26 protein-coding genes are annotated in these 26,232 nt (G+C 67.5%); 8 read left to right on the plus strand and 18 right to left on the minus strand.

Annotated features, from left to right (window positions below; translation table 11 throughout):
* Positions 1-41: 41 nt before the first annotated feature.
* Positions 42-2,084 carry a 3-hydroxyacyl-CoA dehydrogenase NAD-binding domain-containing protein gene (locus O9335_RS08225; RefSeq protein WP_298386314.1) on the minus strand — a complete coding sequence of 681 codons (2,043 nt, stop codon included), beginning with the start codon at positions 2,082-2,084 and terminating at the stop codon, positions 42-44.
* An 8-nt stretch (positions 2,085-2,092) separates the two neighbouring features.
* The gene (locus tag O9335_RS08230) at positions 2,093-3,691 is read right to left on the minus strand and encodes an AMP-binding protein (protein WP_298386316.1); all 1,599 of its coding nucleotides are present in this window, start codon (positions 3,689-3,691) and stop codon (positions 2,093-2,095) included.
* A 103-nt stretch (positions 3,692-3,794) separates the two neighbouring features.
* Between O9335_RS08230 and msrB the strand changes: the two genes are divergently transcribed.
* From msrB to O9335_RS08255, 5 genes are all read left to right on the plus strand, one after another.
* A complete protein-coding gene (gene msrB, locus O9335_RS08235) occupies positions 3,795-4,202 on the plus strand; it encodes a peptide-methionine (R)-S-oxide reductase MsrB (protein WP_298386319.1) in 408 nt (135 codons plus the stop codon).
* A gap of 13 nt (positions 4,203-4,215) precedes the next feature.
* Positions 4,216-4,842 (plus strand): septation protein A, encoded by a 627-nt coding sequence (locus O9335_RS08240; protein WP_298386322.1) that lies wholly within the window; start codon positions 4,216-4,218, stop codon positions 4,840-4,842.
* Positions 4,839-5,105, plus strand: a complete 267-nt coding sequence (locus O9335_RS08245; protein WP_298386325.1) for a BolA family transcriptional regulator — start codon at positions 4,839-4,841, stop codon at positions 5,103-5,105. Before O9335_RS08240 ends, O9335_RS08245 begins: the two co-directional genes overlap by 4 nt.
* Positions 5,106-5,181: 76 nt before the next feature.
* Positions 5,182-5,964, plus strand: a complete 783-nt coding sequence (locus tag O9335_RS08250; protein WP_298386327.1) for a peptidylprolyl isomerase — start codon at positions 5,182-5,184, stop codon at positions 5,962-5,964.
* Positions 5,965-6,022: 58 nt separating this feature from the next.
* Complete coding sequence (locus tag O9335_RS08255) at positions 6,023-6,598, plus strand: DUF2062 domain-containing protein (protein WP_298386330.1); 576 nt, start codon at positions 6,023-6,025, stop codon at positions 6,596-6,598.
* A 17-nt stretch (positions 6,599-6,615) separates the two neighbouring features.
* Here O9335_RS08255 and O9335_RS08260 read toward each other — a convergent pair whose 3' ends face one another.
* Complete coding sequence (locus O9335_RS08260; protein WP_298386333.1) at positions 6,616-7,287, minus strand: ABC transporter ATP-binding protein; 672 nt, start codon at positions 7,285-7,287, stop codon at positions 6,616-6,618.
* Between the two features lie 10 nt (positions 7,288-7,297).
* Here O9335_RS08260 and O9335_RS08265 point away from each other — a divergent pair, with 10 nt between their 5' ends.
* Positions 7,298-7,936 (plus strand): arylesterase, encoded by a 639-nt coding sequence (locus O9335_RS08265; protein WP_298386473.1) that lies wholly within the window; start codon positions 7,298-7,300, stop codon positions 7,934-7,936.
* Between the two features lie 42 nt (positions 7,937-7,978).
* On the opposite strand, the gene O9335_RS08270 is transcribed toward O9335_RS08265, so the two are convergent.
* Together O9335_RS08270 and def are read right to left on the minus strand one after the other, a co-directional pair.
* Complete coding sequence (locus O9335_RS08270) at positions 7,979-9,862, minus strand: DUF6600 domain-containing protein (protein WP_298386337.1); 1,884 nt, start codon at positions 9,860-9,862, stop codon at positions 7,979-7,981.
* 64 nt (positions 9,863-9,926) lie between these two features.
* Entirely contained in the window at positions 9,927-10,463 is a 537-nt protein-coding gene (gene def, locus O9335_RS08275) for a peptide deformylase (protein WP_298386343.1), read from the minus strand.
* Between def and O9335_RS08280 the strand changes: the two genes are divergently transcribed.
* Positions 10,462-11,436 (plus strand): MBL fold metallo-hydrolase, encoded by a 975-nt coding sequence (locus O9335_RS08280; protein ID WP_298386346.1) that lies wholly within the window; start codon positions 10,462-10,464, stop codon positions 11,434-11,436. The two genes, def and O9335_RS08280, sit on opposite strands and share 2 nt — an antisense overlap.
* Positions 11,437-11,482: 46 nt before the next feature.
* The gene (locus O9335_RS08285) at positions 11,483-12,418 is read left to right on the plus strand and encodes a septation protein IspZ (protein WP_298386349.1); all 936 of its coding nucleotides are present in this window, start codon (positions 11,483-11,485) and stop codon (positions 12,416-12,418) included.
* Between the two features lie 54 nt (positions 12,419-12,472).
* Here the strand turns inward: O9335_RS08285 and ntrC are convergent, their stop codons facing one another.
* The 13 genes from ntrC to phaC all read right to left on the minus strand — a co-directional run bounded on the left by ntrC (position 12,473) and on the right by phaC (position 26,167).
* Positions 12,473-13,954 (minus strand): nitrogen regulation protein NR(I), encoded by a 1,482-nt coding sequence (gene ntrC / locus O9335_RS08290; protein ID WP_298386352.1) that lies wholly within the window; start codon positions 13,952-13,954, stop codon positions 12,473-12,475.
* A 7-nt stretch (positions 13,955-13,961) separates the two neighbouring features.
* Positions 13,962-15,038 carry a nitrogen regulation protein NR(II) gene (gene glnL, locus O9335_RS08295; protein WP_298386355.1) on the minus strand — a complete coding sequence of 359 codons (1,077 nt, stop codon included), beginning with the start codon at positions 15,036-15,038 and terminating at the stop codon, positions 13,962-13,964.
* On the minus strand, positions 15,035-15,523 hold the full coding sequence (locus O9335_RS08300) for a hypothetical protein (RefSeq protein ID WP_298386366.1): 489 nt from the start codon (positions 15,521-15,523) through the stop codon (positions 15,035-15,037). Before O9335_RS08300 ends, glnL begins: the two co-directional genes overlap by 4 nt.
* A 101-nt stretch (positions 15,524-15,624) precedes the next feature.
* The gene (gene glnA, locus O9335_RS08305; protein WP_298386369.1) at positions 15,625-17,040 is read right to left on the minus strand and encodes a type I glutamate--ammonia ligase; all 1,416 of its coding nucleotides are present in this window, start codon (positions 17,038-17,040) and stop codon (positions 15,625-15,627) included.
* Positions 17,041-17,203: 163 nt separating this feature from the next.
* The gene (locus O9335_RS08310; protein WP_298386372.1) at positions 17,204-18,007 is read right to left on the minus strand and encodes a molybdopterin-binding protein; all 804 of its coding nucleotides are present in this window, start codon (positions 18,005-18,007) and stop codon (positions 17,204-17,206) included.
* Positions 17,992-18,891 (minus strand): EI24 domain-containing protein, encoded by a 900-nt coding sequence (locus tag O9335_RS08315; protein WP_298386375.1) that lies wholly within the window; start codon positions 18,889-18,891, stop codon positions 17,992-17,994. The genes O9335_RS08310 and O9335_RS08315 overlap by 16 nt, the downstream gene beginning before the upstream one ends.
* A complete protein-coding gene (locus O9335_RS08320; RefSeq protein WP_298386476.1) occupies positions 18,867-19,814 on the minus strand; it encodes a sterol desaturase family protein in 948 nt (315 codons plus the stop codon). The genes O9335_RS08315 and O9335_RS08320 overlap by 25 nt, the downstream gene beginning before the upstream one ends.
* Complete coding sequence (locus O9335_RS08325; RefSeq protein WP_298386378.1) at positions 19,814-20,608, minus strand: polysaccharide deacetylase family protein; 795 nt, start codon at positions 20,606-20,608, stop codon at positions 19,814-19,816. Before O9335_RS08325 ends, O9335_RS08320 begins: the two co-directional genes overlap by 1 nt.
* The gene (locus O9335_RS08330; RefSeq protein ID WP_298386479.1) at positions 20,605-21,582 is read right to left on the minus strand and encodes a YncE family protein; all 978 of its coding nucleotides are present in this window, start codon (positions 21,580-21,582) and stop codon (positions 20,605-20,607) included. The genes O9335_RS08325 and O9335_RS08330 overlap by 4 nt, the downstream gene beginning before the upstream one ends.
* A 37-nt stretch (positions 21,583-21,619) precedes the next feature.
* Positions 21,620-22,432, minus strand: a complete 813-nt coding sequence (locus O9335_RS08335) for a TIGR00266 family protein (protein ID WP_298386381.1) — start codon at positions 22,430-22,432, stop codon at positions 21,620-21,622.
* A 76-nt stretch (positions 22,433-22,508) separates the two neighbouring features.
* Positions 22,509-23,246: an acetoacetyl-CoA reductase gene (phbB, locus tag O9335_RS08340; protein WP_298386384.1), complete on the minus strand. Its 738-nt coding sequence runs from the start codon at positions 23,244-23,246 to the stop codon at positions 22,509-22,511.
* A 27-nt stretch (positions 23,247-23,273) separates the two neighbouring features.
* Positions 23,274-24,452, minus strand: a complete 1,179-nt coding sequence (locus O9335_RS08345) for an acetyl-CoA C-acetyltransferase (RefSeq protein ID WP_298386482.1) — start codon at positions 24,450-24,452, stop codon at positions 23,274-23,276.
* Positions 24,453-24,493: 41 nt separating this feature from the next.
* Entirely contained in the window at positions 24,494-26,167 is a 1,674-nt protein-coding gene (gene phaC, locus O9335_RS08350) for a class I poly(R)-hydroxyalkanoic acid synthase (protein ID WP_298386386.1), read from the minus strand.
* Positions 26,168-26,232: the final 65 nt, after the last annotated feature.

Raw genomic sequence — 26,232 nt, forward strand, 5'->3', positions numbered from 1 at the left:
ATCTCCTCAGGGGTTCAAGGGGGATGACGGGGGCTGCGGGCTCAGGCACGTCGCCAGGGACCCGGATCGCTGGGGTGGGCCTGGGCCCACTCGGCCAAGCGGGCTTGCAGGGTGTCAGGGGCGCGTTGTGCCATCGAAAACATGGGGCCGCCGCGCCAGCGCGGGAAGCCGTATCCGGCGAGGTAGACCACGTCCACATCACCCGCACGAAGGGCGATGCCCTCGTCGAGCAAAGCCCGGCCCTCCATGCCCAGGGCCAAGAGCAAGCGGTCCACGATCTCGTCGTCTGGCACCGCACGCGCCGGGCGCCCCAGGCGCTCGCGGTGCGTGGCCACCAGCGCCTCAACGGCTGGAGAAGGCGTGCCCTGGCGCGAACCCGGCGCGTAGTCGTACCAGCCGCCACCCGTTTTCTGGCCGAAGCGCCCGGCCTCGCACAAGGCGTCGGCCAGGGGCTGGGGCCACACGGTCTTGCCGTCCTTCAAACGCTGCTGGCGCACGCGCCAGCTCACGTCGTTGCCGGCCAAGTCGCCCATGCGGAAAGGTCCCATCGCGAAGCCCCAGGCCTCGATGGCGCGATCGACCTGTTGCGGGGTGCAGCCCTCGTCGAGCAGGAACAAGGCCTGCTGCAGGCAAGGCTCGAGCATGCGGTTGCCGATGAAACCGTCGCACACGCCCGAGACCACGCAGGTCTTGCCGATGCGCTTGCCGAAGTCCAGCGCGGTGGCCAGAACCTCGGGGGCGGTGGCGGCACCGCGCACCACCTCCAGGAGCTTCATCACCGCTGCGGGGCTGAAGAAATGCAGGCCCAGCACGTCGGCAGGGCGTTGGGTGACGGCGGCGATTTGGTCCACATCCAACGTGCTGGTGTTGCTGGCCAAGATCGCACCGGGCTTGCAAACGGCGTCCAGGCGGCGGAACACCGTCTGCTTGAGCGCCATGTCTTCGAACACGGCTTCGATCACCAAATCCGCCTGGGCCAAGGCATCGTCGGCGGTGGCGGGCTTCAGGTTGGCGCGCAAGGCGGCGGCGCGCTCAGCCTGAAGCCGACCTTTGTCCACCTGCGCCTGCAGATGCTTGTCGAGCGCCGCCACCCCACGGGCCAGAGCATCGGCCTGCGGCTCGATGAGGTCCACCTGCAAGCCCGCCATCAGGCAGGCGGTGGCGATGCCGCTGCCCATGGTGCCCGCCCCAATCACGGCCACCTGGGCCACGGCGCGACGGGGGGTGCTGGCGTCGATGCCGGGCACCTTGCCAACAGCCCGCTCGGCGAAGAAGGCATGGCGCAGCGCGGCGCTGGCCTCGGTCGCCATCAATCGCTCGAAGCCGGCCCGCTCGGCCTGGAGGCCTTGCGAGAACGGGCGGTCGAGCGAGGCAGCGATGGCCTCCACGCAGGCCAATGGCGCCGGGTAGGGCAACGACGCCGCCTGGGCCCGCGCGGCCTCCAAGGCGGCGGCATCGGGGGCAACGCTGCGCTCGCTCAGGCGCGGGCAGGTGGCGGCCGATCGGGCGTAGGCCACAGCGCGCTCGCGCAATTCAGCCGCCGGCACGCAAGCGTCGATCAGCGCCTGGCCGGGCACCGCGACGAGCTTGGCCGCGCGCTGCGGCGCCCCGCTGGTGATCATCTGCAAGGCCAGCGCCAAGCCCAGTGCCCGGGGCAGACGCTGCGTGCCGCCGGCACCCGGCAGCAAGCCGATGTTCACCTCGGGCAATCCCAGTTGGGCATCGTCCGCCACCACCCGGTGATGGCAACACAGGGCCAGCTCCAGCCCGCCGCCCAAGGCCAGGTGATTGACGGCCGCCACCACAGGCTTGGTGCAGGCTTCGATGCGCTGGGTCAAGGCGGGCAGGTGGGGCTCGGCGAAGGACGCGGCCGTGCCGAACTCGCGGATGTCGGCCCCCCCCGAAAAGGCCTTGCCCTCGCCGGTGATCACCAGGGCCTGCACCGACGGGTCGGCCTCCAAACGCTCCACCGCCTGCCACAGGGCCGTTCGCAACGGGTGGGAGAGCCCATTCACGGGCGGGTTGTTCATGACCAGGACGGCGACGCCGTCCACCAGAGTCTCAGTCAGCAAGGGGGTTGTCATGTCGCGTTTCAAAAAAGGGTGTCGACCAGCGCGCGAAGCTCGCGCTTGTCGATGTCGCCATTGCCCAACTTGGGCATCTCCGGGAAGCACAGCGCTTGCACCGGGCGCTGCCAGTCGGCCACCCGCCCTGTGAACAGGGCGAGCAACTCGTCAGGGGGGGGAGTCCCGCCAGACCGCGCCACGACGATCAACAGCGGGCGCTCCCCGTGGACCTCGTCGGCCTGGGCGATGACCGCGGCCTCGGCCACTCGGGGGTGCAACAGCGCGATGCGCTCCAACTGCCGGGCGCTGATCCACTCACCGCCACAGCGGATGAGGTCCTTCTTGCGATCCGTCAGGGTCACGCGCCCATCGGGACCGATGCGACCGATGTCCCCGGTGGGCAGCCAACCTGGGTCGTCGTCAACGGCGATGAGCGGTGAATCGGGCTCGCCCAGGTAAGCGTCCATGGTCCACGGGCCGCGCGCAACCAGCTCTCCCTCGGCGACATCGTCCCGCGGCAGGCTGCGACCCCGATCGTCCACGATGGCGATCTCCACGCCGAAGCATGTCCGCCCCTGCGGCAATCGGCCATCGCGATCGGGCACCAGCAAGTCTCCCCTGGCCACCAGGGCGGGCGGCGCCAATTCGGTCATGCCCCAGGTGTGCACCACGTCCAAGCCCGGACGCTGGCGCAATCGGTCCAACAACGCAGGGGGGAACGATGCACTGCCCACGGCTGCACAGCGCAAGGTTGGGATCGTCGCGCCCGTGGCATCCAGGTGGTCCAACAGGGCTTGCCACACCGTGGGCGGCCCAGCGGCGATCGTCACCCCCGTCCCCACCATGGCGCGCACCAAGTCAGCGGCAGCCAGCCCAGGCGGCACCATCGTGAGTTGCGAGCCGATGAGTGCCGAGCACAGGCACAAGGCCCAGCCACCGCTGTGGGCCACAGGCAGCAGAGGCATCAAGGTGTCGATGTGAGCGATGCCGTAGGCATCCGGAAAGGCGGCCGCCATGGCCTGCAGGATGCAAGCCCGGTGGCTGATGGGCACCCCTTTCGGCCAGCCGCTGCTCGCCACGCGAAAGGCGATCAAGGCAGTGCTGTGTTCATCCACCCTCGGCCAGCGCCAGTCGGGGTCGTCCATTCCGAGCAACGATTCCGCGTCCATGGGCGCCAAGCCCCAACTGGGCGGTGGCAGGGCATCGGGCCCGCCCAGTTGCACGTAGTGCTTGACGCTGCCCATCTGCAGTTGCATGGCTTCCACCAGCGGAGCCAGTTCCGGGTCGAACACCAGCGCCTCAGCCTGCGCTTGGTTCACCGCATAGATCAACTGCTCAGGAAACTGGCGCGGATTCAGGGTCAGCGCTTGGCGACCACTGGCCGCCGTGCCCAGCACCGCCTCCAGCAGACCTTGCGCGTTCCAACCCAGCAAGGCCACCACGCTGCCGGCTGGCTGCTCCAGGCGGTCCCAAGCCTGCCCCCACTGGCGGGCCCGTCGCTCGACTTGGGCCCAACTGCCCGACCCGATGCGGCCGTCACCCCCCACGGTGTGGATGCGCTTGGCGCCGTGCTCGCGGCTGGCGTGGCGCAGCAGATGACCCAGGTCCAGGGGGATGTTCATCATGGTCGGTCGATCTTAGGGGCGCCCCCAGGGGCCCCGACCGGGCTGGGCCTACGGATTCACCCGCCCCCGTAAACTTGTGCGCTTGACAACTCGGTTCACGCGCATGAGCGATTACCCCGTGACCAAGCCCGACGCCGAGTGGCGCGAGCAACTCGACCGCGTGCACCCCTTGGCTTACGCCGTGACCCGCCAAGCTGGGACTGAACGTGCCTTCACGGGCGCGTTTTGGGACCACTGGGGGCACGGCCGCTACCTGTGCGTGGGCTGTGGAACCGCCCTCTTTACCTCGGACACCAAGTTCGACGCCGGATGCGGATGGCCCAGCTACACCGAGCCGCTGGACAACGACGTGGTGGAACGCGTGGTGGACCGCAGCCACGGCATGGTGCGGATGGAGGTGCGTTGCAAGCGTTGCGGCTGCCATTTGGGTCATGTCTTCCCCGATGGCCCTGAGCCCACGGGGGAGCGCTTTTGCATCAATTCCGTGTCCCTGACTTTCCAGCCCGAATGAGCGCGAGCCCGCCTTGAAATTGCTTCTCGACTTCCTGCCCCTGGGCTTGTTTTTTGCCGCCTTCAAGTACGGGGAAATCCACCGCGAGTGGGCCGCCGCTTGGTTGAGCGCTCAGTTCGGCTTCATGGTGGCGGGCGGCACCATCGGCGCGCAAGAGGCGCCCACCTTGCTGGCCACCGTGGTGGTGGTCGCCGCCACCCTGCTTCAGGTGCTGATCCTGAAGGCACTGCGCCACAAGATCGACCTCATCCTGTGGGTGAGCTTGGGCCTGGTGGTCGTGCTGGGCGCCCTCACGCTCTACTTCCACAGCGAGACCTTCATCAAATGGAAGCCCACCGGCTTGTACTGGGCCATGGCCTTGGCCTTTTGGGCCAGCCAGCGCTTTTGGGGCCGGAACCTGCTTCAAGCCATGCTCAAGGACGTGGAACTGCCCGCCACCATTTGGCGGCGCATGAACGCCATGTGGCTGGCCTTCTTCGCGGCCATGGGCGTGCTGAACCTGGTGGTGGCATATGGCTTCTCCACCGGCACCTGGGCCACCTTCAAGGTGTTTGGCGCCACGGGGCTGATGCTGCTGTTCACGCTGGCGCAGGGCCTGTACCTGTCGCGCCACCTCCCCCCCAACGAGACGACCCCATGAGAGCGCGTTTGGACGAGTTGGGCGAACTGCTGCACGACGCCCTGAGCCCCACCAGCATCGCCTGGCAAGACGACAGCCACCTGCATGCCGGCCACGCCGGTGCTCGCGAGGGCGGGCACTACCGCCTGCACATCGTGAGCCCGCGATTTGCCGGGCTGAGCCGAATCGCCCGCCACCGGCTCATCTATGATGCCTTGGGCCCTTTGGCTGAGCGGGGCATTCACGCGTTGCAAATCGACGCCCGCAGCCCCGACGAGCCGTGAGCCTCCGTGCGGCGCTGACGCGCCGCGTTCGTTCCCCGCCTACCGGCGGTCTTCCACACCGTTCCAGCCTCACCCGATGAAATCCACCCTGCTCGCCGCCGCCATCGTCGCGGTCGCCTTTGGCGCTCAAGCGCAAAACGTCGCCATCGTCAACGGCAAGCCGGTGCCCAAGGCCCGAGTCGAAACCATCATCAGCCAAGTGACCAAGGGCGGCCAACCGCGCTCGCCCGAACTGGAGCGTCAGGTGCGGGACGAGGTCGTGAACCGCGAGATCCTGATGCAAGAAGCCGAGCGCCGCGGCGTGCCGGCCAGTGCCGACTACAAGGCGCAAATCGAACTGGCGCGCCAAGCCATCCTCATCCGCGAATTGCAAAACGTCTACTTCAAGACCAACCCGATCAGCGACGTCGAGGCGCTGGCCGAGTACAACGCCGTCAAGAAGGCTCAGGGCGGCCAGGAATACCGCGCACGGCACATCCTGGTGGAGACCGAGGCCGAGGCCAAGGACATCATCGGCAAGCTCAAGCTGGGCGCCAAGTTCGAAGACCTGGCCAGCAAGAGCAAGGACCCCGGCTCGGCCGCTCGCGGTGGCGACCTGGACTGGGCCAATGCCAATGCCTACGTCCCCGAGTTCAGCCAAGCCATGGTGGCCCTGAAGAAGGGCGAAATGACCGAAACCCCGGTCAAGAGCCAGTTCGGCTACCACGTCATCCGCTTGGACGACACGCGCGAGATCCAGTTCCCAGCCTTCGACGACGTGAAGCCGCAAGTGATCGAACGCCTGAAGCAGGTCAAGTGGAACGAGTTCCAAGCCAACCTGCGCCAAGCCGCCAAGACCGACTACAAGTTCGGTCAGTAAGCCGCCCTGCCACCGACCAGAGAAGCCGCCCGAGCCTCGCGCCCGAGCGGCTTTTTTCATGCCCGCCTCCAAACTCGCCCGCCGTTGGCTGCCGACGCCCGACAAGCTCGCCCAAATCAAGGGGCTCGCCTGGCTCGGGCACTACCTGGCCCCACGTCCCTGGCTGTGGGTGGCTCACCGCCGTCGGGTGGCCTGGGGGGTGGCGGTCGGGCTGGCCGTGGGCGTGATTCCGCTGCCGGTGCAAATGCTGCTGGCGGCTTTGGCTGCCGTGCTGTTGCGCTGCAATGTGGCGGCCGCCGTGGCCGCCACCTGGCTCACCAACCCGTTCACTCTGGTGCCCATCTGGGGCTTTGCCCTGTGGCTGGGCAGTTGGGTGATGGACCCAGGCGCCGTAACCAGCACCCCAGCCATGCTGGCCTTGGATTGGCTCAGCCCCGGCACGTGGTGGCCGGCCTTCGTCACCTGGATCAGCGCCATGGGCCCCGCCTGGGCGGTGGGCATGCCCATGGCCGCCGTGGTCTTGGGGGCGGCGGCCTACGCCGTCACTTATGTCGCGTGGTGGGGCGTGATCCGCTTCGAGCGCTGGCGGCGCCTGCGGGCGCGAACGCGGGCGAGCCCCCCCACCAACCGCTGAGGGGCCCGTCTGGTCCCTCAGACCAGACGACCGGCCTCGATGCGCAAGCGACGGTCGCAGTGCGCCGCCAACCGTTCGTCGTGCGTGACGAGTACCAGGGTGGTGCCCGACTCGCGATTGAGTTCGTCCATCAAGGCCATGACTTGAGCGCCCGTGGCGTGGTCCAAGCTGCCCGTGGGTTCATCGGCCAGCAGCAAGGCAGGCTTCACCACAAAGGCCCTCGCCAGGGCGACGCGCTGCTGCTCGCCGCCTGACAACACGCGAGGGCGGTGCCGCAGGCGCTCGCCCAGACCGACGCGCTCCAGCATGACCCGCGCCAGCGACTCGGCATCGCGCTCGCCGCGCAGTTCCAGGGGCAGCATCACGTTTTCGAGCGCCGTGAGGTTGGGCAAGAGCTGAAAACTCTGGAAGACGAAACCCATGGTCTCGGCGCGCAGCCGGGCGCGGCCATCCTCGTCCCGGGCGAACAAGTCCTCCCCTCGGATTTTGACGGTGCCGCCACTGGGCGTGTCCAGGCCGGCCAGCAGGCCCAGCAAGGTGCTCTTGCCCGACCCCGAAGCGCCCACGATGGCCACCGATTCCTGTGCCTGCAAGGTGAATGACAGCGCATGCAGAATGGTCAGCTCGCCCGAGGCATCGCGAACGCGTTTGCTGAGGTCTTGAACTTCGACGAGAGGAACTTCGGCCATGGTGCGGGTGATGCGGCGACGGGCTTGGGTGGCGCACTGTAGCGGCGCCGCTTTGGGTCTCGGCCTGTGGGGCCATGCGGCGGCGCAGGGGCGATCGCCCACCCTGCTCGTGGTGGGCGACAGCCTTTCGGCCGAGTACGGCATCGCCCGCGGCAGCGGCTGGGTGGCCCTGCTGGAAGAGCGCCTGAAGGCCCAAGGGCGCCAGGCTCAGGTGGTCAACGCCAGCATCAGTGGCGACACCACCAGCGGCGGCCGCGCACGGTTGCCCGCGCTGCTGACACAACACCGACCGACCCACGTGATCATCGAACTCGGGGGCAACGACGCGCTGCGCGGCATGCCGCTGAGCCTGACGCGGGACAACCTCACCGCCATGGTTCGCACCAGCCGCGCCGCCGGGGCGCGGGTGCTGCTGGTGGGCATGCAGATGCCGCCCAACTACGGGCAGCGCTACGCCCGAGACTTCGCCGCGCTGTTCGGCGAGGTGGCCAGGGCGGAGAAGGTCGCGCTCGTGCCGTTCTTGCTGGCTGGGGTGGCCGATCGCCCCGATGCCGAAGCCTGGTTCCAGCCCGATCGGATCCACCCCCTGGCCAAGGCGCACCCGGTCATGCTGGAGACGGTCTGGCCGGCGCTGAAACGCCTGTTGTAGCGCCTGTTGTAGTGCCTGTCGAAGCGCCGACCGGCCCGGGCTTCAGCGCTCCATCTCACCGCGGCGGCGAGGCACGTCTTCGTCACCGCGCTCGCGTTCGCGATGGCGCGGCACGCTGACGCTGGGACTCGGCTCAGCGCGGCGCGGCGGCTCGACACGCGGTGGCGACGGAGGCGGCTCCATGCGACGGGGGGGCTCAACCTGCGGCGTGGGTGCGGACCGCCAGGGCACGCCCTCGTCTCGTCGCGCGGGCCGAGATTCCTCGCGGCGCGGCTCAGGCCGAGCCTCAGGTCGGGGCTCAGGTCGGGGCTCGGATCGGTTGTCCCAGCGCCACTCCGGCCGCGGCGGACGCACGTCCTCCCGGCGGTCCTCCCTTCGATCTTCGCGACGCTCCTCGCGCCACACAGGCTCCGCAGCACGCGGGGTGGCCGGCTCACTGCGGCGCCACGGCACACCCGCTTCGGGCTCGCGCTCCACGGAGGGCGCGCGTTCCGGGCGAGGCATGGCGGCCACCGGCGGCGGCACTGCGCGGTCGGGACCGGCTTCCAACATGCGATCGACACGCGGTTCGGCCGGACGGCCTCGCACCCAGGGCAAGGCCTCGCGGGCCGGCGCCTCCGCCACCGGTGTGAGCTGCCGCAGCACCTGCTCGTCACGGACCGGCATGGGACGCAGCGGAACGCCGCGGTTGGGCCCCTCGCGCTCGGCCTCGGGCGCGTAGGCACTGATGGCCCCGGGCACGGCGCGGTTGTGCCCGGTCCACCCCGGCACAGGGCGTCGAACCGTCACCGGATCGGGGTCGGGGTTGATGCGACGCACGTGGTCGGGGGTGTGCCGGTACCAAGGCCGGTAGGCCTCGTAGGGCGCCAGAGGCACCCAAGCCGTCGGCAGGGGCGGTCGCACGCCCACGTGCACCCCCACCTGAACCGGCCCGTGGCCCACCCAGGCCACCAAGGCGGGCGCGTACACCGGGCGGGTCACCACCACCCGGCCCGGCGCCCAGCACCAGCGGTTGCGCCAATACACCCAGCGGCCATAGTGGGAGGTGGCATACCCCCAGGGCAGGTCGTCCACCCAAGTCCACCCCCATACACGGTGCCAAGTCCAGCGGCCGTAGCGGTAAGGCGCCCAATCCACCGCCACACGCAGGGGGGTCCAGATCGGACCGAATTCGGGGCTCGTCTCCCAACGGCCATGAGCGTCCAACTCGTCCGCGCCATTGAGTTCGGGTGAAACATAGCGGTAGGCGGGGCGGCTGGCGTAGCGGCTCAGGTCCTCCCGACCGAAACCCGCGCTGCCGACGAGCCAAGCGCCAAAGTCGTCGTGGCGCAGCAACTTGCTGCGCTCGGCGCGTGGGCCACCATCCCACCAGACCTCGGCGGCCTCGGGGCCGTCCAGCCACAGCGGAGCATCGTCCTGCCCCCGATGATCGAAGCGCAAGCGCCCGTCGTACACCTGGGCCCGGCTGGCGCGCGGCAGGACGTCGACGCGGTAGTCGCCCACCCCATCAAACTGGAAACGGCCTTCCGGCGTGCGCACCCGCGTCTCCCGCGCACCCTCGCGGGTGACGAGCCGCAGGGCCACCGAACCTCGATCGAGGCCCAACTCCAAGCGGCCGTCGTCGACCCGCATCAGCTCCATCTGGCTGCGTTCGTCCAACCACAGCGCATGGGGGCCCACCCGCAGACCGACACGGCCTTGGGGGTCGACGCGCAAGCGATCGCCCTCGGTCAAGGTCTGGTTGCGCAACAGGGGCTGCCATTCCCGGCTGTCGGTGTCAAACCAGAGGGCTTGGCCTTGCACTTCGGCCACACGCACCACGCGGGTGGGCGGATCGGTTTGGGCCTGCACTGGGCTCGCAGTCCACACCAAAGCCAGCCCGCACAACGCCACAGCGGCACGCCGCAACAAGGGAATCGGGTTCATCGTGTCGTCTCCTTCCGCACGCGCGGATGGCCGACTAACGCAGGACCCGGGCGTTTGGAGGACATCAATCGTCGTCGCCCGCGTCCAAGTCGGGAAACAGAATGTCGGTGAAGCCGAAGCGCCGGAAGTCGCGCACCCGCATGGGGTAGAGGATGCCGAACAGGTGGTCGCATTCGTGCTGAACCACCCGGGCATGGAACCCATCGGCCTCGCGCTCGATCCACCCGCCCGCCTGGTCGCGCCCCCGGTACCGGATGCGCGACCACCGCGGCACCACGCCGCGCAGCCCGGGCACCGACAGGCAGCCCTCCCAGCCCTCCTCTTCCGCCTCGCTCAAGGGCGTGATCTCCGGATTGATCAGCAAGGTGGGCGGCACGGGCGGCGCGTCGGGGTAGCGGGCGTTGCGCTGGAAGCCGAACAACACCACCTGCAGGTCCACACCGATCTGCGGTGCCGCGAGGCCCGCACCCTGGGCGGCCACCATGGTGTCGTGGAGGTCTTGCGCCAGCGCCTCCAGCTCGGGTGTGCCGAACTCGGACACGGGCTGGGCAACGCGCAGCAAGCGCGGATCGCCCATGCGGAGGATCTCTCGGACGGCCATGGGCTATCGTGGCGGCATGGTTGAACAGGCCCCCATTCTTCCCGAACACACCGAAGCCCTGGGCGACGGCGTGTACGCCATCGACACCGGCTTCCAGCGCCCCCGCTTCGATGCCGCTTACCTGGTCGTCGAAGGCGCGCACGCGGCCTTCATCGACACCGGCACCAACTTCGCCGTGCCCCGTCTGCTGGAGGCCCTGAGCGCCTTGGGCTTGCCCCGCGAGGCGGTGGACTACGTCATCCCCACCCATGTCCACCTGGACCACGCCGGCGGTGTGGGCTTGCTGATGCGCGAGCTGCCGCGGGCCACCTTGGTGTGCCACCCGCGCGGATTGCGCCACCTCATCGACCCCACCCAGTTGTGGGCCAGCGCGACCGCCGTGTACGGCGAGCTGGAGATGCAGCGCAGCTACGGGCAACTCGTCAACGTGCCCGCCGACCGGGCCATGGCCAGCGCCGACGACATGGTGCTGGACCTGGGGGGGCGACCCCTGCGCTTGATCGACACGCCGGGACACGCCAAGCACCACCACTGCATCTGGGATGGCCGCAGCCGGGGCTGGTTCACTGGCGACACCTTCGGGCTCAGTTACCGCGAGTTCGACGTCGAGGGCCGGGCCTGGGCCCTGCCCACCAGCACCCCCGTGCAGTTCGAGCCCGAGGCCATGAAGGCCTCCATCCAGCGGTTGCTGGCCTCCTCGCCGAACTGCATGTACGTGACGCACTACGGCCGCGTGCGCGATGTGCCCCGCGTGGCCGCGTTGTTGATCGACTTGATCGACCGCATGGTGGCCGTGGCCCGTGACGCCCAGGCCGAGCGCCATGCCCGCCTCAAGCGCGAGTTGTTGGCGGTGTACGCCGACAGCCTGCGCCTGCACGGTTGCACCTTGAGCGATGCCGACGTGGCCCAACTGCTGGCCACCGACCTGGAGCTGAATGCCCAGGGGCTGGAAGTGTGGCTGGACAAGCGCTGATCCCCTTCGAGATCCGGTCGATCTGGCGCCCACCGAGAATCTGGTCATGATTTCGTGGACCTATCGGCACCGCTTCGTTGTGGGTGACCAGACCTTCCGGGTGGCGGTGAAAACCAGCACCGGACGCCTACAAAGCGAGCTGCTCCTGTCCGATCGGGCCGTGGCGCATGACATGACCCTGGTGCAGTCGGCCGCTGACTTGCGCAACCACCAACTGCTGCACACCTTGCAGGATGGCCGCAGGTTGGAGGTGGAGGTGGGCTTGGTCGGTTCTTGGCGCGTGGGCATTGCGGTTCGCATCGACGGCGTGCTCGTCCACGAAAGCCATCCAGGCCAGCCTTTGCGCTACCCCGACTGGATGCGACGCCAGTTGGAAAAGGCACACGGTGCCACAGCAGAAGAATCGGCCCTGCAGGCGGTGCGCGCAGCGCAGCAAGCGGCGCAATGGCAACGCAACAAGTGGTCGCTCTTTGCCGACCTGAGTTTGGGCCTTTTGTTTTTCGTCGTGGCCAAGTTCACCGACCTGACCACGGCAGCCCTGGTGGGCGCCGCTGCCGGACTGAGCCTGGTCCTCGTGCAACGCCATGTGAAGGTGGACTTGCTGGGTGGCTTGGCCTTGTTCGGCGTGGTGATGCTGCTCGTCTCGGCGGGCTTCTCCCTTGCCTTCCAGGACGACTGGGCCGTGAAGATGAAGAGCACGATCCTGGGCCTGCTGACGGCCGCCCTCTTCCTCAGCGATGGGGCATTCAACCGGGGCCGCTACTTCGGTCAGCGCATGGCCCGCTACCTCATGCAGCCGGTGGACTTCCCCCGGCTGAGCTTGGGCATGGGCGTCTTGGGGCTGGTGATGGCCGGCTTGAACTACGGGGTCGCCGCCTGGTTCAGCACCGACGTGTGGCTGACCTACTCCACCTTCGGCGACACCGTGCTGGTGATCGCGATGTTCTTCGGCGTGCTGCGCTTCGCGAAGCCGAAAGCCTGAACTGCGCGACGCCTCGCTCGTCGAGGCCATGTTCCGGCCGGGGGAACGCCAGGCCTACTCGCTGCCGTCGTCCAGCCCAAGCTCTTGGATCTTGCGGGTGATGGTGTTGCGACCGATGCCCAGCAAACGCGCCGCCTCGATGCGGCGCCCCCGCGTGTGGGCCAAGGCGGCCACCACCAGTTCGGTCTCGAAGCGGCGGGTCAATTGGTCCCACACGTCGGGCTCGCCAGCGGTCAAGAGGCGTGCGGCCTCCAGAGCCATCTGATGCGCCCAATCCGGTCCGCCAGCCAACACGGGGGCTGGCGCCAGCGGCGGGGCCGGGGCTACAGGGGCGACAGCGCCGTGCGGCGCTTGCGCAAGGGGCGCTGGCACGGCCGTGGGGGACTCGCCCAGTTCCGGCGGCAGGTCTTTGACGTCCACCACTTGGCTGGGTGCCATGACGGTCAGCCAGTGGCAAAGGTTCTGCAACTGCCGCACGTTGCCCGGGAAATCGAACGCCTGAAGCTGCGCCAGCGCAGGCTCGGACAAGCGCTTGGGCTCCACGCCCAACTCCTGCGCGCTGGCGGCCAGGAAGGAGCGGGCCAGCAGGGGGATGTCTTCGCGCCGCTCGCGCAGCGGGGGCAGGCGCAGGCGGATGACGTTCAGGCGGTGGAACAGGTCCTCGCGAAAGGCGCCATCGCGCACCCGTTGTTCCAAGTTTTGGTGGGTGGCGGCGATGACGCGCACTTGGCTCTTGAGCGGACTGTGACCGCCCACGCGGTAGTACTGCCCGTCGGACAGCACCCGCAGCAGGCGGGTTTGCAGCTCCAGCGGCATGTCGCCGATTTCATCCAAGAACAGGGTGCCACCCTCGGCTTGCTCGAAACGGCCGCGGCGCTGCGCTTGAGCGCCGGTGAAGGCCCCGCGCTCGTGACCGAAAAGTTCGCTCTCCAGCAAATCCTTCGGGATGGCGGCCGTGTTGATGGCCACGAAGGGGCCCGCCGCCCGGGGCGAGTGCTTGTGCAGGGCCCGAGCCACCAATTCCTTGCCGGCACCGCTCTCGCCCGTGATGAGCACCGTGACTTGGCTCTGGCTCAAGCGCCCGATGGCGCGAAACAGCTCCTGCATGGCCGGCGCCTGCCCCAGCATCTCCGGCGTGTTGGCCTGGGCCTCTAAGGCGGCCCCCTCGGTGTCGCTTTGCGCCATGGCCCGCCGAATGAGTTCAACCGCGCGCGTCAGGTCAAAGGGTTTGGCCAGGTAATCGAAAGCGCCGCCCTGGAAGGCGGCCACCGCGCTGTCGAGATCGCTGAAGGCCGTCATGACGATGACGGGCAGGCTGGGGTGCTGGGCCCGCAGCTCGGTCAGCAGGTCCAAGCCCGACCCCCCCGGCATGCGGATGTCGCTGACGAGCACTTGCGGCGGTCCGTCCTGCTCCAGAGCGGCACGCACCTCCCGCGCACTGGCGAAGGTCCGCACCGGCAGGCCCTCGCGCGTCAGCGCTTTGTCCAACACGAAGCGGATGGAGTGATCGTCGTCAACAACCCAGATGGATTTCAAGGCGGGCTCAAGGTAGGGGCAAGGTGATGCGGAAGCTCGTCCGGCCCACGGCGCTCTCGCAATCGATCAAGCCTTGGTGCGCTTGGACGATGGTCTGTGCCAAGTGCAAACCCAAGCCCGTGCCGCCCTCCCGCCCGCTGACCAAGGGCAAGAAGATGCGGTCACGGAGCTCGGCCGGCACACCGGGTCCGTTGTCCTCGATATGCAACTCCAGTGCCAGCTTCCAGCGCTGTTTCCCCAGGGTCACCTGTCGGGCCACGCGGGTGCGAAAAACGATCTCGGCCGGCTCGCCGCGGGCCATCTGCGGCTCCATGACTTGGGCCGCGTTTTGGGCGATGTTGAGCGCGGCCTGGATGAGTTGCTCGCGGTCACCGCGGAAGTCGGGCAGGGAGATGTCGTAATCGCGCCGAACGCTCAGACCCTTGGGGTGCTCCACCAGCAAGAGGGAGCGAACGCGCTCGCAAATCTCATGGATGTTGACGTCGCTGACCTCGGGCGCATGCCGGTGCGGGGCCAGCAGGCGGTCAACCAGCAGTTGCAGGCGGTCGGCCTCGTGGACGATGACGTCGGTGTACTCGGTCAGCCCGCGGTCGTTGCCCAACTCTAAAGCCAGCAACTGCGCGGCACCGCGCAAGCCGCCCAGGGGGTTCTTGATCTCGTGCGCCAGGTTGCGAATGAGGTCCTTGCTGGCCAGCACTTGGCTCAAGCTGCGTTCCTCGCGCTCCTGTCGCGTTTGCTGGGTCGCTTCGATCATCTCCACGAGCAGTTCGTCGGGTCCGGCGCCCGCGGACACCAGCACGAGCACGGGCATCGGCTCGTCGTGCGGAGCGCGCAGCAGTTGGGATTCGAAACGGGACGCCGCCACGCGGTTCAGGTGCACGGCCTCGAGGGACTCGCGCCAGCGTGGGGCGTCAGCCACCCAATCGAACAGGGACTGGCGCTGGGCGCTGCGCCGCGACAAGCGCATCTGGTCCTCGAAAGCGGCATTGGCGAAGATGACCGCACCAAGAGGGCGCACCACCAGCACCAAGGTGGTGAGCAGGTCGAAAGCGCCCCAGGGTTCGGCGCTGGTGGCGTTGGTCAATTCAGCTTGGCCAACTCGCGCTTGAGCGCGGCGATGTCGGCTTCTTGGCGCGACAGGGCCGCCTTGAGTTCGGCCACACGCTCCTGGAACTTGGCGAAATTGCGCTCGTCACCCCGACGCTCGGGCTCGCCATGGTTGTACTCGGCCTTGAGGGCCGCCAACCGGGCCTCGGCATCGCGCAACTCGGCGGTCAGCACGGCGCGACGATCGCTGTCGCGCGCGCGCTGCTGGTCGCGCTCGGTCCGCGTGCCCTCGGCCGAGGCCGGCGCTGGCGCTGGCGCCGCGGACGGCGGGCGAGGGCGTGGGCTCTGGACCACGCTGACCGGCGCTCCTTCGATCGACTTGCAGCCCTTGTCGGCCGCTTCTTTCGGCGTCAGCGCATCCGTGTACAGAACCGGCGGCCCAGGACAGCGATACACGATGTTTTGGGCCGACGCGAGCGAGGGCAGGATCAACACGGTGAGAGCAAGAAGGCGTCGGGTCATGGGGGGTGCGAGGTCCGGCAATGGGAGGATTGTGGCGCGCATGCCCAGAAAAAAGGGGCGCTCGTGAGCGCCCCTTGTTGGGTTCGGCCGTTCAGCGCGGCTTACAGCGAGTAGTACATGTCGAACTCGATGGGATGCGGCACTTGGCGGAAGCGCGTCACTTCTTGCATCTTGAGGTCGATGTAGGCATCGAGGTAGGCGTCGGTGAACACACCGCCCTTGGTCAGGAAGGCACGGTCCTTGTCCAGGTACTCCAGGGCCTGATCGAGGCTGTGGCAGACGGTCGGGATCTTCGCGTCTTCCTCGGGCGGCAGGTGGTACAGGTCCTTGGTGGCGGCTTCGCCCGGGTGGATCTTGTTCTCCACGCCGTCCAGGCCAGCCATCAGCAGGGCCGAGAAGCCCAGGTAGGGGTTGCACAGCGGATCGGGGAAGCGCGCTTCGATGCGACGGCCCTTCGGGTTGGCCACGAAGGGGATGCGAATCGAGGCCGAGCGGTTGCGGGCCGAGTAAGCCAGCTTCACCGGGGCTTCGAAGCCGGGCACCAGGCGCTTGTAGCTGTTGGTGCCAGGGTTCGTGATGGCGTTCAGCGCACGGGCGTGCTTGATGATGCCGCCGATGTAGTACAGCGCGAACTCACTCAGGCCGCCGTAGCCGTCGCCAGCGAACAGGTTCTTGCCGTCCTTCCAGACCGACTGGTGCACGTGCATGCCGCTGCCGTTGTCGCCGGCCATGGGCTTGGGCATGAAGGTGGCGGTCTTGCCGTAGGCGTGGGCCACGTTGTGGATCACGTACTTTTGCAACTGCAGCCAGTCGGCGCGTTGCACCAGGGTGCTGAACTTGGTGCCGATTTCGTTTTGGCCGGCGCCCGCCACTTCGTGGTGGTGCACTTCAACCGGGATGCCCAGGCTTTCCAGGATCAGGCACATCTCGCTGCGCATGTCTTGGAAGCTGTCGACCGGGGGCACGGGGAAGTAGCCGCCCTTGACGGTCGGGCGGTGGCCCATGTTGCCGCCTTCGGTGGCATTGCCGGTCATCCACGAGGCTTCGTCGGAGTCGATCTTGACGAAGCTGCCCGACATGTCGCTGGCCCAGCGGATGCCGTCGAAGATGAAGAACTCGGGTTCCGGACCGAAGTAGGCGGTGTCGCCCAGGCCGCTGCTCTTCAGGTAAGCCTCAGCGCGCTTGGCCAAGCTGCGGGGGTCGCGCTCGTAGGCCTTGCCGTCGCCCGGCTCGATCACGTCGCAGGTCAGGAACAGCGTGGGTTCTTCGTAGAACGGGTCGATGTTGGCGGTGGACGGATCCGGCATCAGCAGCATGTCCGAGGCCTCGATGCCCTTCCAGCCAGCGATCGACGAGCCGTCGAACGCGTGGCCGCTGACAAACTTGTCCTCGTCAAAGTGCGACACGGGCACGCTGACGTGCTGCTCTTTGCCACGGGTATCGGTGAAGCGGAAGTCGACGAACTTGACTTCGTTCTCCTTCACCAGCTTCATCACGTCGGCAACGGTCTTGGCCATCCAAAGCTCCAAACGGTACGGGGTTGAAAGTGAGGTCGGACGCGCACGCGCCCGGTCGCTCAAAGGTATGCAACAACAATGCCAAGCCGTTCAGGCCCTGGCACCGTCGGCAGCAGGCCATGATACGGGGGGCGGGTTATCCCGCCATTGGGGCAATGCACGGTTATCGCACCATTTCGGTGCAAATGATCGCACCAAAAGCGTGCACACCTCGCTTGAGGGACGAGAAGGCGTCTTGCCGCTGACTGTCGCCTGAGCCTGCCTTGACGCCCAACTCGATGCAGCGTCCCCAGGTGGGGTGGTCGACGCTGGGCAGGCTGAAAACCTTGATGCCAGGGAACTCGACCTCGATGCCTTCCATCAGGGGCGTCAACTGGGCCTCGTAGGCGCCTTGGATCACCACCGACCGCTCGCGCACCTCCGCCGGGCGGGGGCGCAATCCATGCTCGTGATCGAGCACCCAAGCCATCATGGGGTGGGCCATCACGGGGAAGCCGGGCACGAAGTGCACACGCCCCAAGCTGAACCCCGCGATGCGGTTGTAGGGGTTGGGAATCAACCGCGCCCCGGCGGGCAGTACACCCATCTCCAGCCGGCGCTGCATGTCGGGATCTTGGGGCGAAGGGGGCGGCAAGCCCCGCTCGGCCGCCATCTCGCGCGAGCGCTCCCAGATCAGGGCCTGGGCCTCAGGGTGCGCTTGGAGAGGCAGCCCCATGGCCAGGGCTGCCGCTTGGCGGGTGTGGTCGTCGGGCGTGGCGCCGATGCCGCCGCAGGCGAACACCACGTCGCTACTGGCGAAGGCCTGGCGCAGCGCGGCCGCCTGCGCGGCGCGGTCGTCGCGCACGTAGCGCGCCCAGGCCAGTTCCTCGCCCCGCTCGGCCAGCAACTCGATCAACTTGGGTGCGTGAGCATCCTGGCGTTTGCCCGACAGCAACTCGTCGCCAAACACGATCAAACCGAGGGACATGGGGGCTCCACAGGGGGGCTGGCCAGGGGGCGAACCTCGGCCTCGACCACATCGGCCAGCGATCGCTGCTGCTGCAGCGCCGCCAACGCGTAGTGCGCGAACCAAAGGGCAGCGAACGCGAACACCAAGGTGTACAGCCAGATGGCGATGGGCAACAGCAGGGGCGCCAGGATGACGTTGAGCGCCCCGAAGGTGAAGACCAGCGCCGGCGCCGCACCCAGATAACCGCTGGCCACCCCGATGGCCAACAGGGGCCCTCGGTGCTGACGAATGAGTTTCCGACGTTCGTCGGGACTGGCGTGGGCCGCCAACACGTCGTACGAGAACACCCGGTAGCTCAACCAGCCCCAGATGAGGGGCGGCAGGATCAGGGCGAACGGCGGCACAAACCACAGCGGGAGGGTCAGCGCCATGGCCAACAGGGCGATGAACGTGGCCCCCAGCGACGCGGCCAGACTGCCCCAGAAGGAGCCGCCTTGGCGCTGGGCCAAACCAGGAAATCGCCGCTCGCCCACCATCCGGGTGAGCGCCGGGGTCATCAGCGTGGCCACCAGCAGCAAGCTCAGCGCCATGATCAGCGGTGCCGACAGCATGAGCACGATGAGCGGTGCAATCACGGCGCGAAAACCACTCAGCCCCGCGCTGTCCAGCACCTTGAGCAGCGCGTCCACCAGGAACCACTGCTCCATTTGGGCGCGCACGCCGGTCACTGCGGGCTCCCAGGCCCACCAAAAGGCGCCCACGCCCAACACCACGGCCAACAGCAAAGGCAACAGCGACCAACCCACGACCCGCGGGTGCAGGCAATAAACAGCCGCGCGCCATGCGGCATCGAGCACACGGGTGGCCGGGTTGTCTTTCAGCGCGGTCTCAAGGCGTGCCATAGGCGTTGCATCCCCAGGCGCTGCTGCGCCCAAAAGCCGGAGCCATAGTTCCGGCCGTCCAACTGATCGCGAATGCCGGTGGGCTGCAAGGGGTGGTCGAACACCGCCGTGCGCAGCAGACGGTCCCACCAGGGAAACAGCACCCCGTAGTTGTGACCGCCACGGGAACCGGGGCCGTGAGATTCATGGCCGAGCCCGATGGCATGGTGCAAGCGGTGGAATCGTGGGCTCACCAGCCAGCGCTCGAGCGGCCCGTAACCGAGTCGCACATTGGCATGCTGCAGGCTCTCCAGACACTGCGTGAGCAGCACGATAGCCATGAATTGCCCGGGCTCCGCTCCCAGCACCAGGGCCGCACCGGCGAACACGGCCGCCCCGATGAAGTCGTCGAGCAGGTGGTTGCGGCTGTCGCTCCACTTGCCCATTTGACGCTGACTGTGGTGCAGCGCGTGCAGCGCCCACCACCAAGCCCACCGGTGCTGGGCGCGGTGCACGGCGTACCCCAGCGCGTCGAAAACCACCAAGTAAAGCAGGAACGATACCCAGCCGATGTCGGTCACGCCGGGCCAGATGGCATCCAGGTGCCAGGGCTGCCAGCCCCACATCCGACCCTGGGCCGCCAAGGCGTCGACGATGGGGTCGAGCGCAAAGAACAGGCCCAGGCGGAACACCCCGAGGCGGTGGATGAGGCTGTAAATCCAGTCGGTGCGGATGGCCGCGCGGTCGGTCACCGCTTCGGCCGGTCGCCAACGCTCCAACGCCCCGATGCCCACGGCGATCAGGGCCAACTGCAGCACGCCCGCCAGAAACCAACCCACGCCGTTGTAGGCCTCGGCGGACTGCGAGGCCAGGCCCAGGCCTTGGATGACAGGTTGCATGACCGTCTCGAACAGCCAGCCCTGCACCAGATCGAATCCATCCATCATGGCCGCATCATCCGCGCTCCGAAGACCGGGTGCTCGCGCAGGGGCGCAAAGCGCAAGCCCCGCTCACGAAGGCCTCGCAGCAAAGGCTGCAGCACGGCCGGCGCCCACGGGTCGCGGCGCTGCCAGATGCCCAGGTGCGCCAGCAACACATCGCCCTCGCGCACGTGGCGCAGGGCGCGCGCCAACAGGGCGGCGTTGGGGTGCGTGTCGCTGTTCAACTCGTCGCCCAGAAATCCGTGGGGCGTCCAGCCCACATGGGTCCAGCCCGCGGCGGCGGCTGCGGCCAACTGCCGGGGCGATGTGCGCCCTGCGGGCGCCCGGAACAGGCGGCTCATGCGCTGCCCGGTCATGGCCTGAAAGCGCTCGGCACTGCGCTCGAGTTGCTCGGCGTACCCTCGCTCGTCCAGCACCACGCGGCGCGGCGCTTGGCGACCGGCCTGCAGGCGAAAGCGCATGCGGCCGTCGGGCAGGTCCGCCTCCCAGATGGCGTGATCCCAGGTGTGGCTGCCGAAGTCGTGGCCCTCGGCTGCCCGCGCTCGCCACCAGGGCGCCCAAGCATCATCCAGGCTGGCGCCGCCTTCCAAGGTGGGCTCGTTGGCGAGGAAGAAACTGGCCACCACGCCCTCGTCGCTCAACACGCGCGCGACCAAGGGCGCCACGCCCATGTGGCCGGTGTCGAAGGTCAAGTAAACCGCGCCCTTGGAGCGCGCCTGCGCCGAGGTGACGCGCCAAAGACCGAGCCCCGCGCCGAATGCCAGGGCGTGACCCAGCCAGGCGCGACGCGGAGTCATCGGCGGTTCAGGTGATCCAAGGTCCAGACCCCATGCGGGGAGCGGCCCACCCGCACCTGCCGCACGACCTTTCGCTGCGCCATGTCGATGACGGTCAGCTTGCGCGACCAGCGGCTCGTGACAAGCAGGGTGTTGCCGTCGGACAGCACATCCATGTCATCCGGCCCGCCAGGCGCCGGGTACTCGGCCACGATGCGCCAATCCACCATGTCCAAGCGACTGATGGTGTTGCCCGCCCGGTTGCTGATCAGCACGTGGCGGCCGTCGCCCAGCGACCGGAAGCTGTGCGCGCCCTCCCCCGTGAAAAAACGGCCCGCGAACTTGGGCGGCTGGTCACCCTGCAAAGCCCAGGCCTGCACGATGCGATCGCCAGTCATGGCCACCAGCAAGTGGCGCTGGTCCGGCGTCAGATACAGGTCGGCCGGCGTCTTGCCCACCGGTGCCTTCCACAAGACGTTTTGGGTGCTCAGGTCAACGGCGAGCAGCTCGTCGCTGTCTTGCATGGTGATGTAAGCCCGCCGGCTCTGGTCGTCGATGGCGATGTGGCTGGGCGTCTTGCCGCTGGGGATGCGTTTGACCAGTTCCAGAGGCTCGGCGGCTTCGGCCCCATGCCAGCGGTAGAGGTCGACGTGGTTGAGCCGGTTGGCGGCCGTCACCAGCCACTTCATGTCGGGGGAAAAGCGCAGGTGGTAGGGGTCGGCGATGCCCGTGACCGTGCGCAGCACCTGGGCCGTTTTCGGATCGACGAAGGTGAGCGAATCGCCCCGCGCATTGGCCACGATGAGCGTTTTCTCGTCGGGCGCCAGGTAGAGGTGGTGGGGCTCTTTGCCGGTGTCGATGCGCTGGCGCTCGGTCCAGGTCGCGGGGTCGATGACCGACACCGAGGCGTCGAGCGAGTTCAGCACGAACACCGGACTGCCCACAGCAGCCCAGGTGGAGGTCGCCGCGAAACAGCTCGCGGCCAGCCACATCATCCAGCGCATACGCGGGGCCTCAGCGGCCCCTCCTTGTTCACTCGTCGTCGCCGCCCAAGATGCCACCGAGCAATCCGCCAGCAGCCAAGCCCCCGAGGCCAGCCTGTTCAGCACGGCCGCCGCCCGTTTGCGGCGCAGCCGCAAAGATGCGCGAGGCCAAGCGACTGAAGGGCAGGCTCTGCAGCCAAACATCGCCAGGGCCGCTGAGCTTGGCCAGGAAGAGGCCCTCGCCCCCAAAGAGCGCCGTCTTGATCTTGCCGACGTACTGGATCTCGAAATCGACATTGGGCGTGTGCGCCACCAAGCAGCCGGTGTCCACCAACAGGGTCTGGCCAGGCTGCAAGCTGCGCTTGACCACGGTGCCGCCCGAGTGAACGAAGGCCAGGCCATCGCCCTCCAGCTTCTGCATGATGAAGCCCTCGCCGCCGAAGAAGCCGACGCCGATCTTCTGCTGGAAGTGGATGCCGATCTGCACCCCGCGCGCCGCGCACAGGAATGAATCCCGTTGGCAGATGACCTTGCCGCCCATCTGCTTCAAATCCATGGCAATGATCTTGCCGGGGTAAGGCGCACCGAAGGCCACTTTGGCCTTGCTGCTGCCCTGGTTCGTGTACACCGTGGTGAACAGCGACTCGCCCGTGATCAGCCGCTTGCCAGCGCCCAGCAGCTTGCCGAAAAAGCCGCTCTGGTTCTGGCTGCCATCGCCGAACACCGCGTCCATCGAGACGCCGGCGTCCATGAAAAACAGGCTGCCGGCTTCGCCGATGGCGGCCTCGCCGGGGTCGAGTTCGACCTCGACGAACTGCATCTCGGCGCCTTTGGTTTCGTAGTCGACAACGTCCATGGCCATGTGAACAACTCCCGGGTGAACCGCAGAAATGAAAAGGGGCCGGCATGTTAGCCGGCCCCAACAAAACCCCAGGGGTTTACCCCATGTGCAACCCACCGTTGCAGGAGAAGTCGGCGCCGGTGGTGAAGCCGCTGTCGTCGCCGGCCAGCCAGCACACGATGGAGCCGATCTCGTCGGGCGTGCCCAGGCGTTTGACCGGGATGGTGGCGACGATCTTTTCCAGCACCTCGGGCTTGATGGCGCGGACCATGTCCGTCCCGATGTAGCCCGGGCTGACGGTGTTCACGGTCACGCCCTTGCTGGCCAGTTCCTGGGCCAGGGCCATGGTGAAGCCGTGCATGCCAGCCTTGGCGGCCGAGTAATTGGTCTGCCCAGCCTGGCCCTTTTCGCCGTTGACCGAACTGATCTGGATGATGCGACCCCAGCCCTTTTCCACCATGCCCGGCACCACCTGCTTGGTGACGTTGAACATGCTGTTGAGGTTGGTGTCAATCACCGCCTTCCAGTCCTCCGGGGTCATCTTGAGGAACATGCGGTCGCGCGTGATGCCGGCGTTGTTCACCAGCACGTCGATGGGGCCGTGCTCCTGAACCGCCTTCGTGAAGGCGGCCACGGTGGAGTCCCAGTCGGCCACGTTGCCGACCGAGGCGTAGAAGGTGTAGCCCAGGGCTTTTTGCTCGTCCAACCACTTGTTGAAGTCCCGGCTGGGACCGCAACCGGCGATGACCTTGAAGCCCTGCTGGTGCAGCTTTTGGCAGATGGCGGTGCCGATGCCGCCCATGCCGCCGGTGACGTACGCAACTTTCTGGCTCATCTCATTGCTCCTGTTGGGGTTCTGATCTCAACGCTCGACGCACAGGGCAACGCCCATGCCACCACCGATGCACAAGGAGGCGATGCCCTTCTTGGCGTCACGGCGCTGCATCTCATGCAGCAAGGTCACGAGGATACGGGCGCCGGAAGCCCCGATCGGGTGACCCAGGGCGATGGCGCCGCCGTTCACGTTGACCTTGCTCAAGTCCCACCCCATTTGCTGGTGCACGGCGCAGGCCTGGGCCGCGAAGGCCTCGTTGATCTCCAGCAAGTCCAGATCGGCCGGCTTCCAGCCCGCGCGCTGCAACGCTTTCTGGCTGGCAGGCACCGGGCCCATGCCCATCAGTGCCGGGTCCAACCCTGCCGAGGCATAGCTGGCGATGCGCGCCAGTGGCGTCAGGCCCAGCGCGGCAGCCTTGGCTGCGCTCATCAGCACCAAGGCGGCGGCGCCGTCGTTGATGCCAGAGGCATTGCCCGCCGTGACGCTACCCGCCTTGTCGAACGCGGGGCGCAGGCCCGCCAGCGCCTCGGCATTGGTCTTGCGGTTGATGTACTCGTCGGCGTCGACCACGATGGGATCGCCCTTCTTCTGCGGGATGCTGACCGGGCAGATCTCGTCCTTGAACTTGCCGGCATCCTGCGCGGCTGCGGCCTTGCGCTGGCTGTCCAGCGCCAGCGCGTCTTGCTGCTCGCGGCCGATGTTGTGGGCCTTGGCCACGTTCTCGGCGGTGATGCCCATGTGGTACTGGTTGTAGACGTCCCACAGCCCGTCGTTGATCATGGTGTCGACCATGTTCCAGTTGCCCATGCGCTGACCGTCGCGGCTGCCCAAGAGCACGTGGGGGCTGGCACTCATGTTTTCCTGGCCCCCGGCGACGACGATGTCGCTGTCGCCATCGCGGATGGCCTGGGCGGCCAACATCACGGCCTTCAGGCCCGATCCGCACACCTTGTTGATGGTCATGCCCGGCACGCTGTGCGGAAGCCCGGCCTTGATGACGGCTTGGCGCGCGGGGTTTTGGCCGCTGCCCGCGGTCAACACCTGGCCCAAGATGACCTCGCCCACCTGGGCCCCGTCGAGTTGGGCACGCTGCAAGGCGGCGCGGATGGCGGTGGCCCCCAACTCGGGGGCGCTGACCTTGGCGAGCGAGCCGCCGAACTTGCCAATCGCCGTGCGGGCGGCGGAAACGATGACGACATCCATGATGAAAACGCTCTCTGAAATGAAAGTGGAGATGGGGAAAGGGGTCAGGCCTTTTGTTGCACGTAGCGGCCTGGGGCCGGCTCGATCGGCCGGTATTTGCGGGAACCTGGTGCCTTGGGCGCTGGCTTCACGCCGCCACCGTGACGACCCAACCATGCGGCCCAGTCACGCCACCAACTGCCCGGGGTTTCCGTGGCCTTTTGGAGCCAAGCCTGGGGGTCGGCGGGGTGGTTTTCGGGGCCCAACCAATGCGAGCGCTTGTTCTTGCTGGCCGGGTTGATGACGCCGGCGATGTGACCACTGGCGCCGAGCACGAAACGCACCGGGCCGCGCAGCAGCTGCGTGCTGGCATAGGCTGCCTCCCAGGGCACGATGTGGTCCTCGCGGCTGCCGTACACGTAGGTGGGCACGCTGATGCGCCCCAAGTCCACTTTCTCGCCGCACACCGTCAGCTTGCCGGGCTGCTTGAGCTCATTCTGCAAGTAGGTGTGACGCAGGTACCAGCAGTACATGGGCCCGGCCATGTTGGTGCTGTCGCCATTCCAGTACAGCAGGTCGAAGGCCGGCGGCATTTCACCCTTGAGGTAGTTGCCCACGACGTAGTTCCAAACCAGGTCGTTGGGCCGCAAGAACGAGAAGGTTTGCGCCAGTTCGGCGCCCTTCAACAGGCCGGGCTTGGCCGGGTCGCCCAGCGTCAGCTCCCGGGCCTTGACGAGGTTCTCGTCCACAAAGATGTCGAGGACGCCGGTGTTGGCAAAGTCCAGCAGCGTGGTCAACAGGGTCAGACTGGCCACGGGCCGTTGACCGCGAGCAGCCAGCACCGCCAGCGCCGTGGCCAGGATGGTGCCGCCCACACAAAAGCCCAGCGCGTTGACCTGCTCGGCGCCGGTGATCTCGCGGACCACCCGCAAGGCTTCGATGGGCGCGCCTTCGATGACCTCGTCCCACGTCCAATGCGCGCACCGCTCATCCGGGTTGCGCCAACTGACCACGAACGTGCGGTGCCCGTTTTCGATGGCGTAGCGGATGAGAGAGTTCTCGGGCTGCAGGTCGAGGATGTAGTACTTGTTGATGCTGGGGGGCACCATCAGGAAGGGGCGCTCGTGCACCTCTTTGGTGAGCGGGGCGTACTCCAGCAGTTGAAAGTAGTCGTTCTCGAACACGACGCTGCCGGGCGTCGTGGCCACGTTGCGACCGACCTGGAAGGCGCTGTCGTCGGTTTGCGAGAGCTTGCCCCGCTGCACATCGGCCCACAGCAGTTGAAGGCCCTTGGCCAAGCTTTCACCCTGGGTGTCGAGCGCCTTCTTTTGGGCCTCAGGGTTGAGCGCCAAGAAGTTGCTGGGCGCGCTGGCGTCCACCATCTGTTGCACGGCGAACCGGATGCGCGCCCGGGTCTTGGGTTCGGCCTGCACGGATTCCGCCAGCTCGGTCAGCGCCCGACTGTTGAGCAAGTAGAGCTGGGCCAGGAAGCCCGAACCGCTGTCCTGCCAAGCCGGATGCGCAAAGCGGCGGTCGGACGGCGGACTCAGGTGCTGCGTCAGGGCCTCGTTCCACAGGGCCGAGGCGTTCTGCACATAGTGCTGTTGCGCACGAGCCCAGGCTTCGGGGTCGATGCGAAGCTCGCTCAGCGGCGCCAGCCCCTCAAAAGCCTTGCGCAAGGTGTCGATACCGGGAAGCTCAAAAGCGGGCGGGGTGGGCTTGCTGGTAGAACGCGGCATGCGATTCGCTCTCGAAAGCCCTGCCTCCAGGTGGAGAGAGCCCTCTAAAACTGGTGAAAACCCGC

The sequence above is a fragment of the Inhella sp. genome (assembly GCF_027532025.1).
GTDB lineage: Bacteria > Pseudomonadota > Gammaproteobacteria > Burkholderiales > Burkholderiaceae_C > Inhella.

What these genes read in the sequence shown, in the direction of transcription:
- O9335_RS08225 (WP_298386314.1), bottom strand. Translation starts at nt 2,084, where the DNA reads ATGACAACCCCCTTGCTGACTGAGACTCTGGTGGACGGCGTCGCCGTC.
- O9335_RS08230 (WP_298386316.1), bottom strand. Translation starts at nt 3,691, where the DNA reads ATGATGAACATCCCCCTGGACCTGGGTCATCTGCTGCGCCACGCCAGC.
- msrB (WP_298386319.1), top strand. Translation starts at nt 3,795, where the DNA reads ATGAGCGATTACCCCGTGACCAAGCCCGACGCCGAGTGGCGCGAGCAA.
- O9335_RS08245 (WP_298386325.1), top strand. Translation starts at nt 4,839, where the DNA reads ATGAGAGCGCGTTTGGACGAGTTGGGCGAACTGCTGCACGACGCCCTG.
- O9335_RS08250 (WP_298386327.1), top strand. Translation starts at nt 5,182, where the DNA reads ATGAAATCCACCCTGCTCGCCGCCGCCATCGTCGCGGTCGCCTTTGGC.
- O9335_RS08255 (WP_298386330.1), top strand. Translation starts at nt 6,023, where the DNA reads ATGCCCGCCTCCAAACTCGCCCGCCGTTGGCTGCCGACGCCCGACAAG.
- O9335_RS08260 (WP_298386333.1), bottom strand. Translation starts at nt 7,287, where the DNA reads ATGGCCGAAGTTCCTCTCGTCGAAGTTCAAGACCTCAGCAAACGCGTT.
- O9335_RS08265 (WP_298386473.1), top strand. Translation starts at nt 7,298, where the DNA reads ATGCGGCGACGGGCTTGGGTGGCGCACTGTAGCGGCGCCGCTTTGGGT.
- O9335_RS08270 (WP_298386337.1), bottom strand. Translation starts at nt 9,862, where the DNA reads ATGAACCCGATTCCCTTGTTGCGGCGTGCCGCTGTGGCGTTGTGCGGG.
- O9335_RS08280 (WP_298386346.1), top strand. Translation starts at nt 10,462, where the DNA reads ATGGGCTATCGTGGCGGCATGGTTGAACAGGCCCCCATTCTTCCCGAA.
- def (WP_298386343.1), bottom strand. Translation starts at nt 10,463, where the DNA reads ATGGCCGTCCGAGAGATCCTCCGCATGGGCGATCCGCGCTTGCTGCGC.
- O9335_RS08285 (WP_298386349.1), top strand. Translation starts at nt 11,483, where the DNA reads ATGATTTCGTGGACCTATCGGCACCGCTTCGTTGTGGGTGACCAGACC.
- O9335_RS08300 (WP_298386366.1), bottom strand. Translation starts at nt 15,523, where the DNA reads ATGACCCGACGCCTTCTTGCTCTCACCGTGTTGATCCTGCCCTCGCTC.
- glnA (WP_298386369.1), bottom strand. Translation starts at nt 17,040, where the DNA reads ATGGCCAAGACCGTTGCCGACGTGATGAAGCTGGTGAAGGAGAACGAA.
- O9335_RS08310 (WP_298386372.1), bottom strand. Translation starts at nt 18,007, where the DNA reads ATGTCCCTCGGTTTGATCGTGTTTGGCGACGAGTTGCTGTCGGGCAAA.
- O9335_RS08315 (WP_298386375.1), bottom strand. Translation starts at nt 18,891, where the DNA reads ATGGCACGCCTTGAGACCGCGCTGAAAGACAACCCGGCCACCCGTGTG.
- O9335_RS08320 (WP_298386476.1), bottom strand. Translation starts at nt 19,814, where the DNA reads ATGGATGGATTCGATCTGGTGCAGGGCTGGCTGTTCGAGACGGTCATG.
- O9335_RS08325 (WP_298386378.1), bottom strand. Translation starts at nt 20,608, where the DNA reads ATGACTCCGCGTCGCGCCTGGCTGGGTCACGCCCTGGCATTCGGCGCG.
- O9335_RS08330 (WP_298386479.1), bottom strand. Translation starts at nt 21,582, where the DNA reads ATGATGTGGCTGGCCGCGAGCTGTTTCGCGGCGACCTCCACCTGGGCT.
- O9335_RS08335 (WP_298386381.1), bottom strand. Translation starts at nt 22,432, where the DNA reads ATGGCCATGGACGTTGTCGACTACGAAACCAAAGGCGCCGAGATGCAG.
- phbB (WP_298386384.1), bottom strand. Translation starts at nt 23,246, where the DNA reads ATGAGCCAGAAAGTTGCGTACGTCACCGGCGGCATGGGCGGCATCGGC.
- phaC (WP_298386386.1), bottom strand. Translation starts at nt 26,167, where the DNA reads ATGCCGCGTTCTACCAGCAAGCCCACCCCGCCCGCTTTTGAGCTTCCC.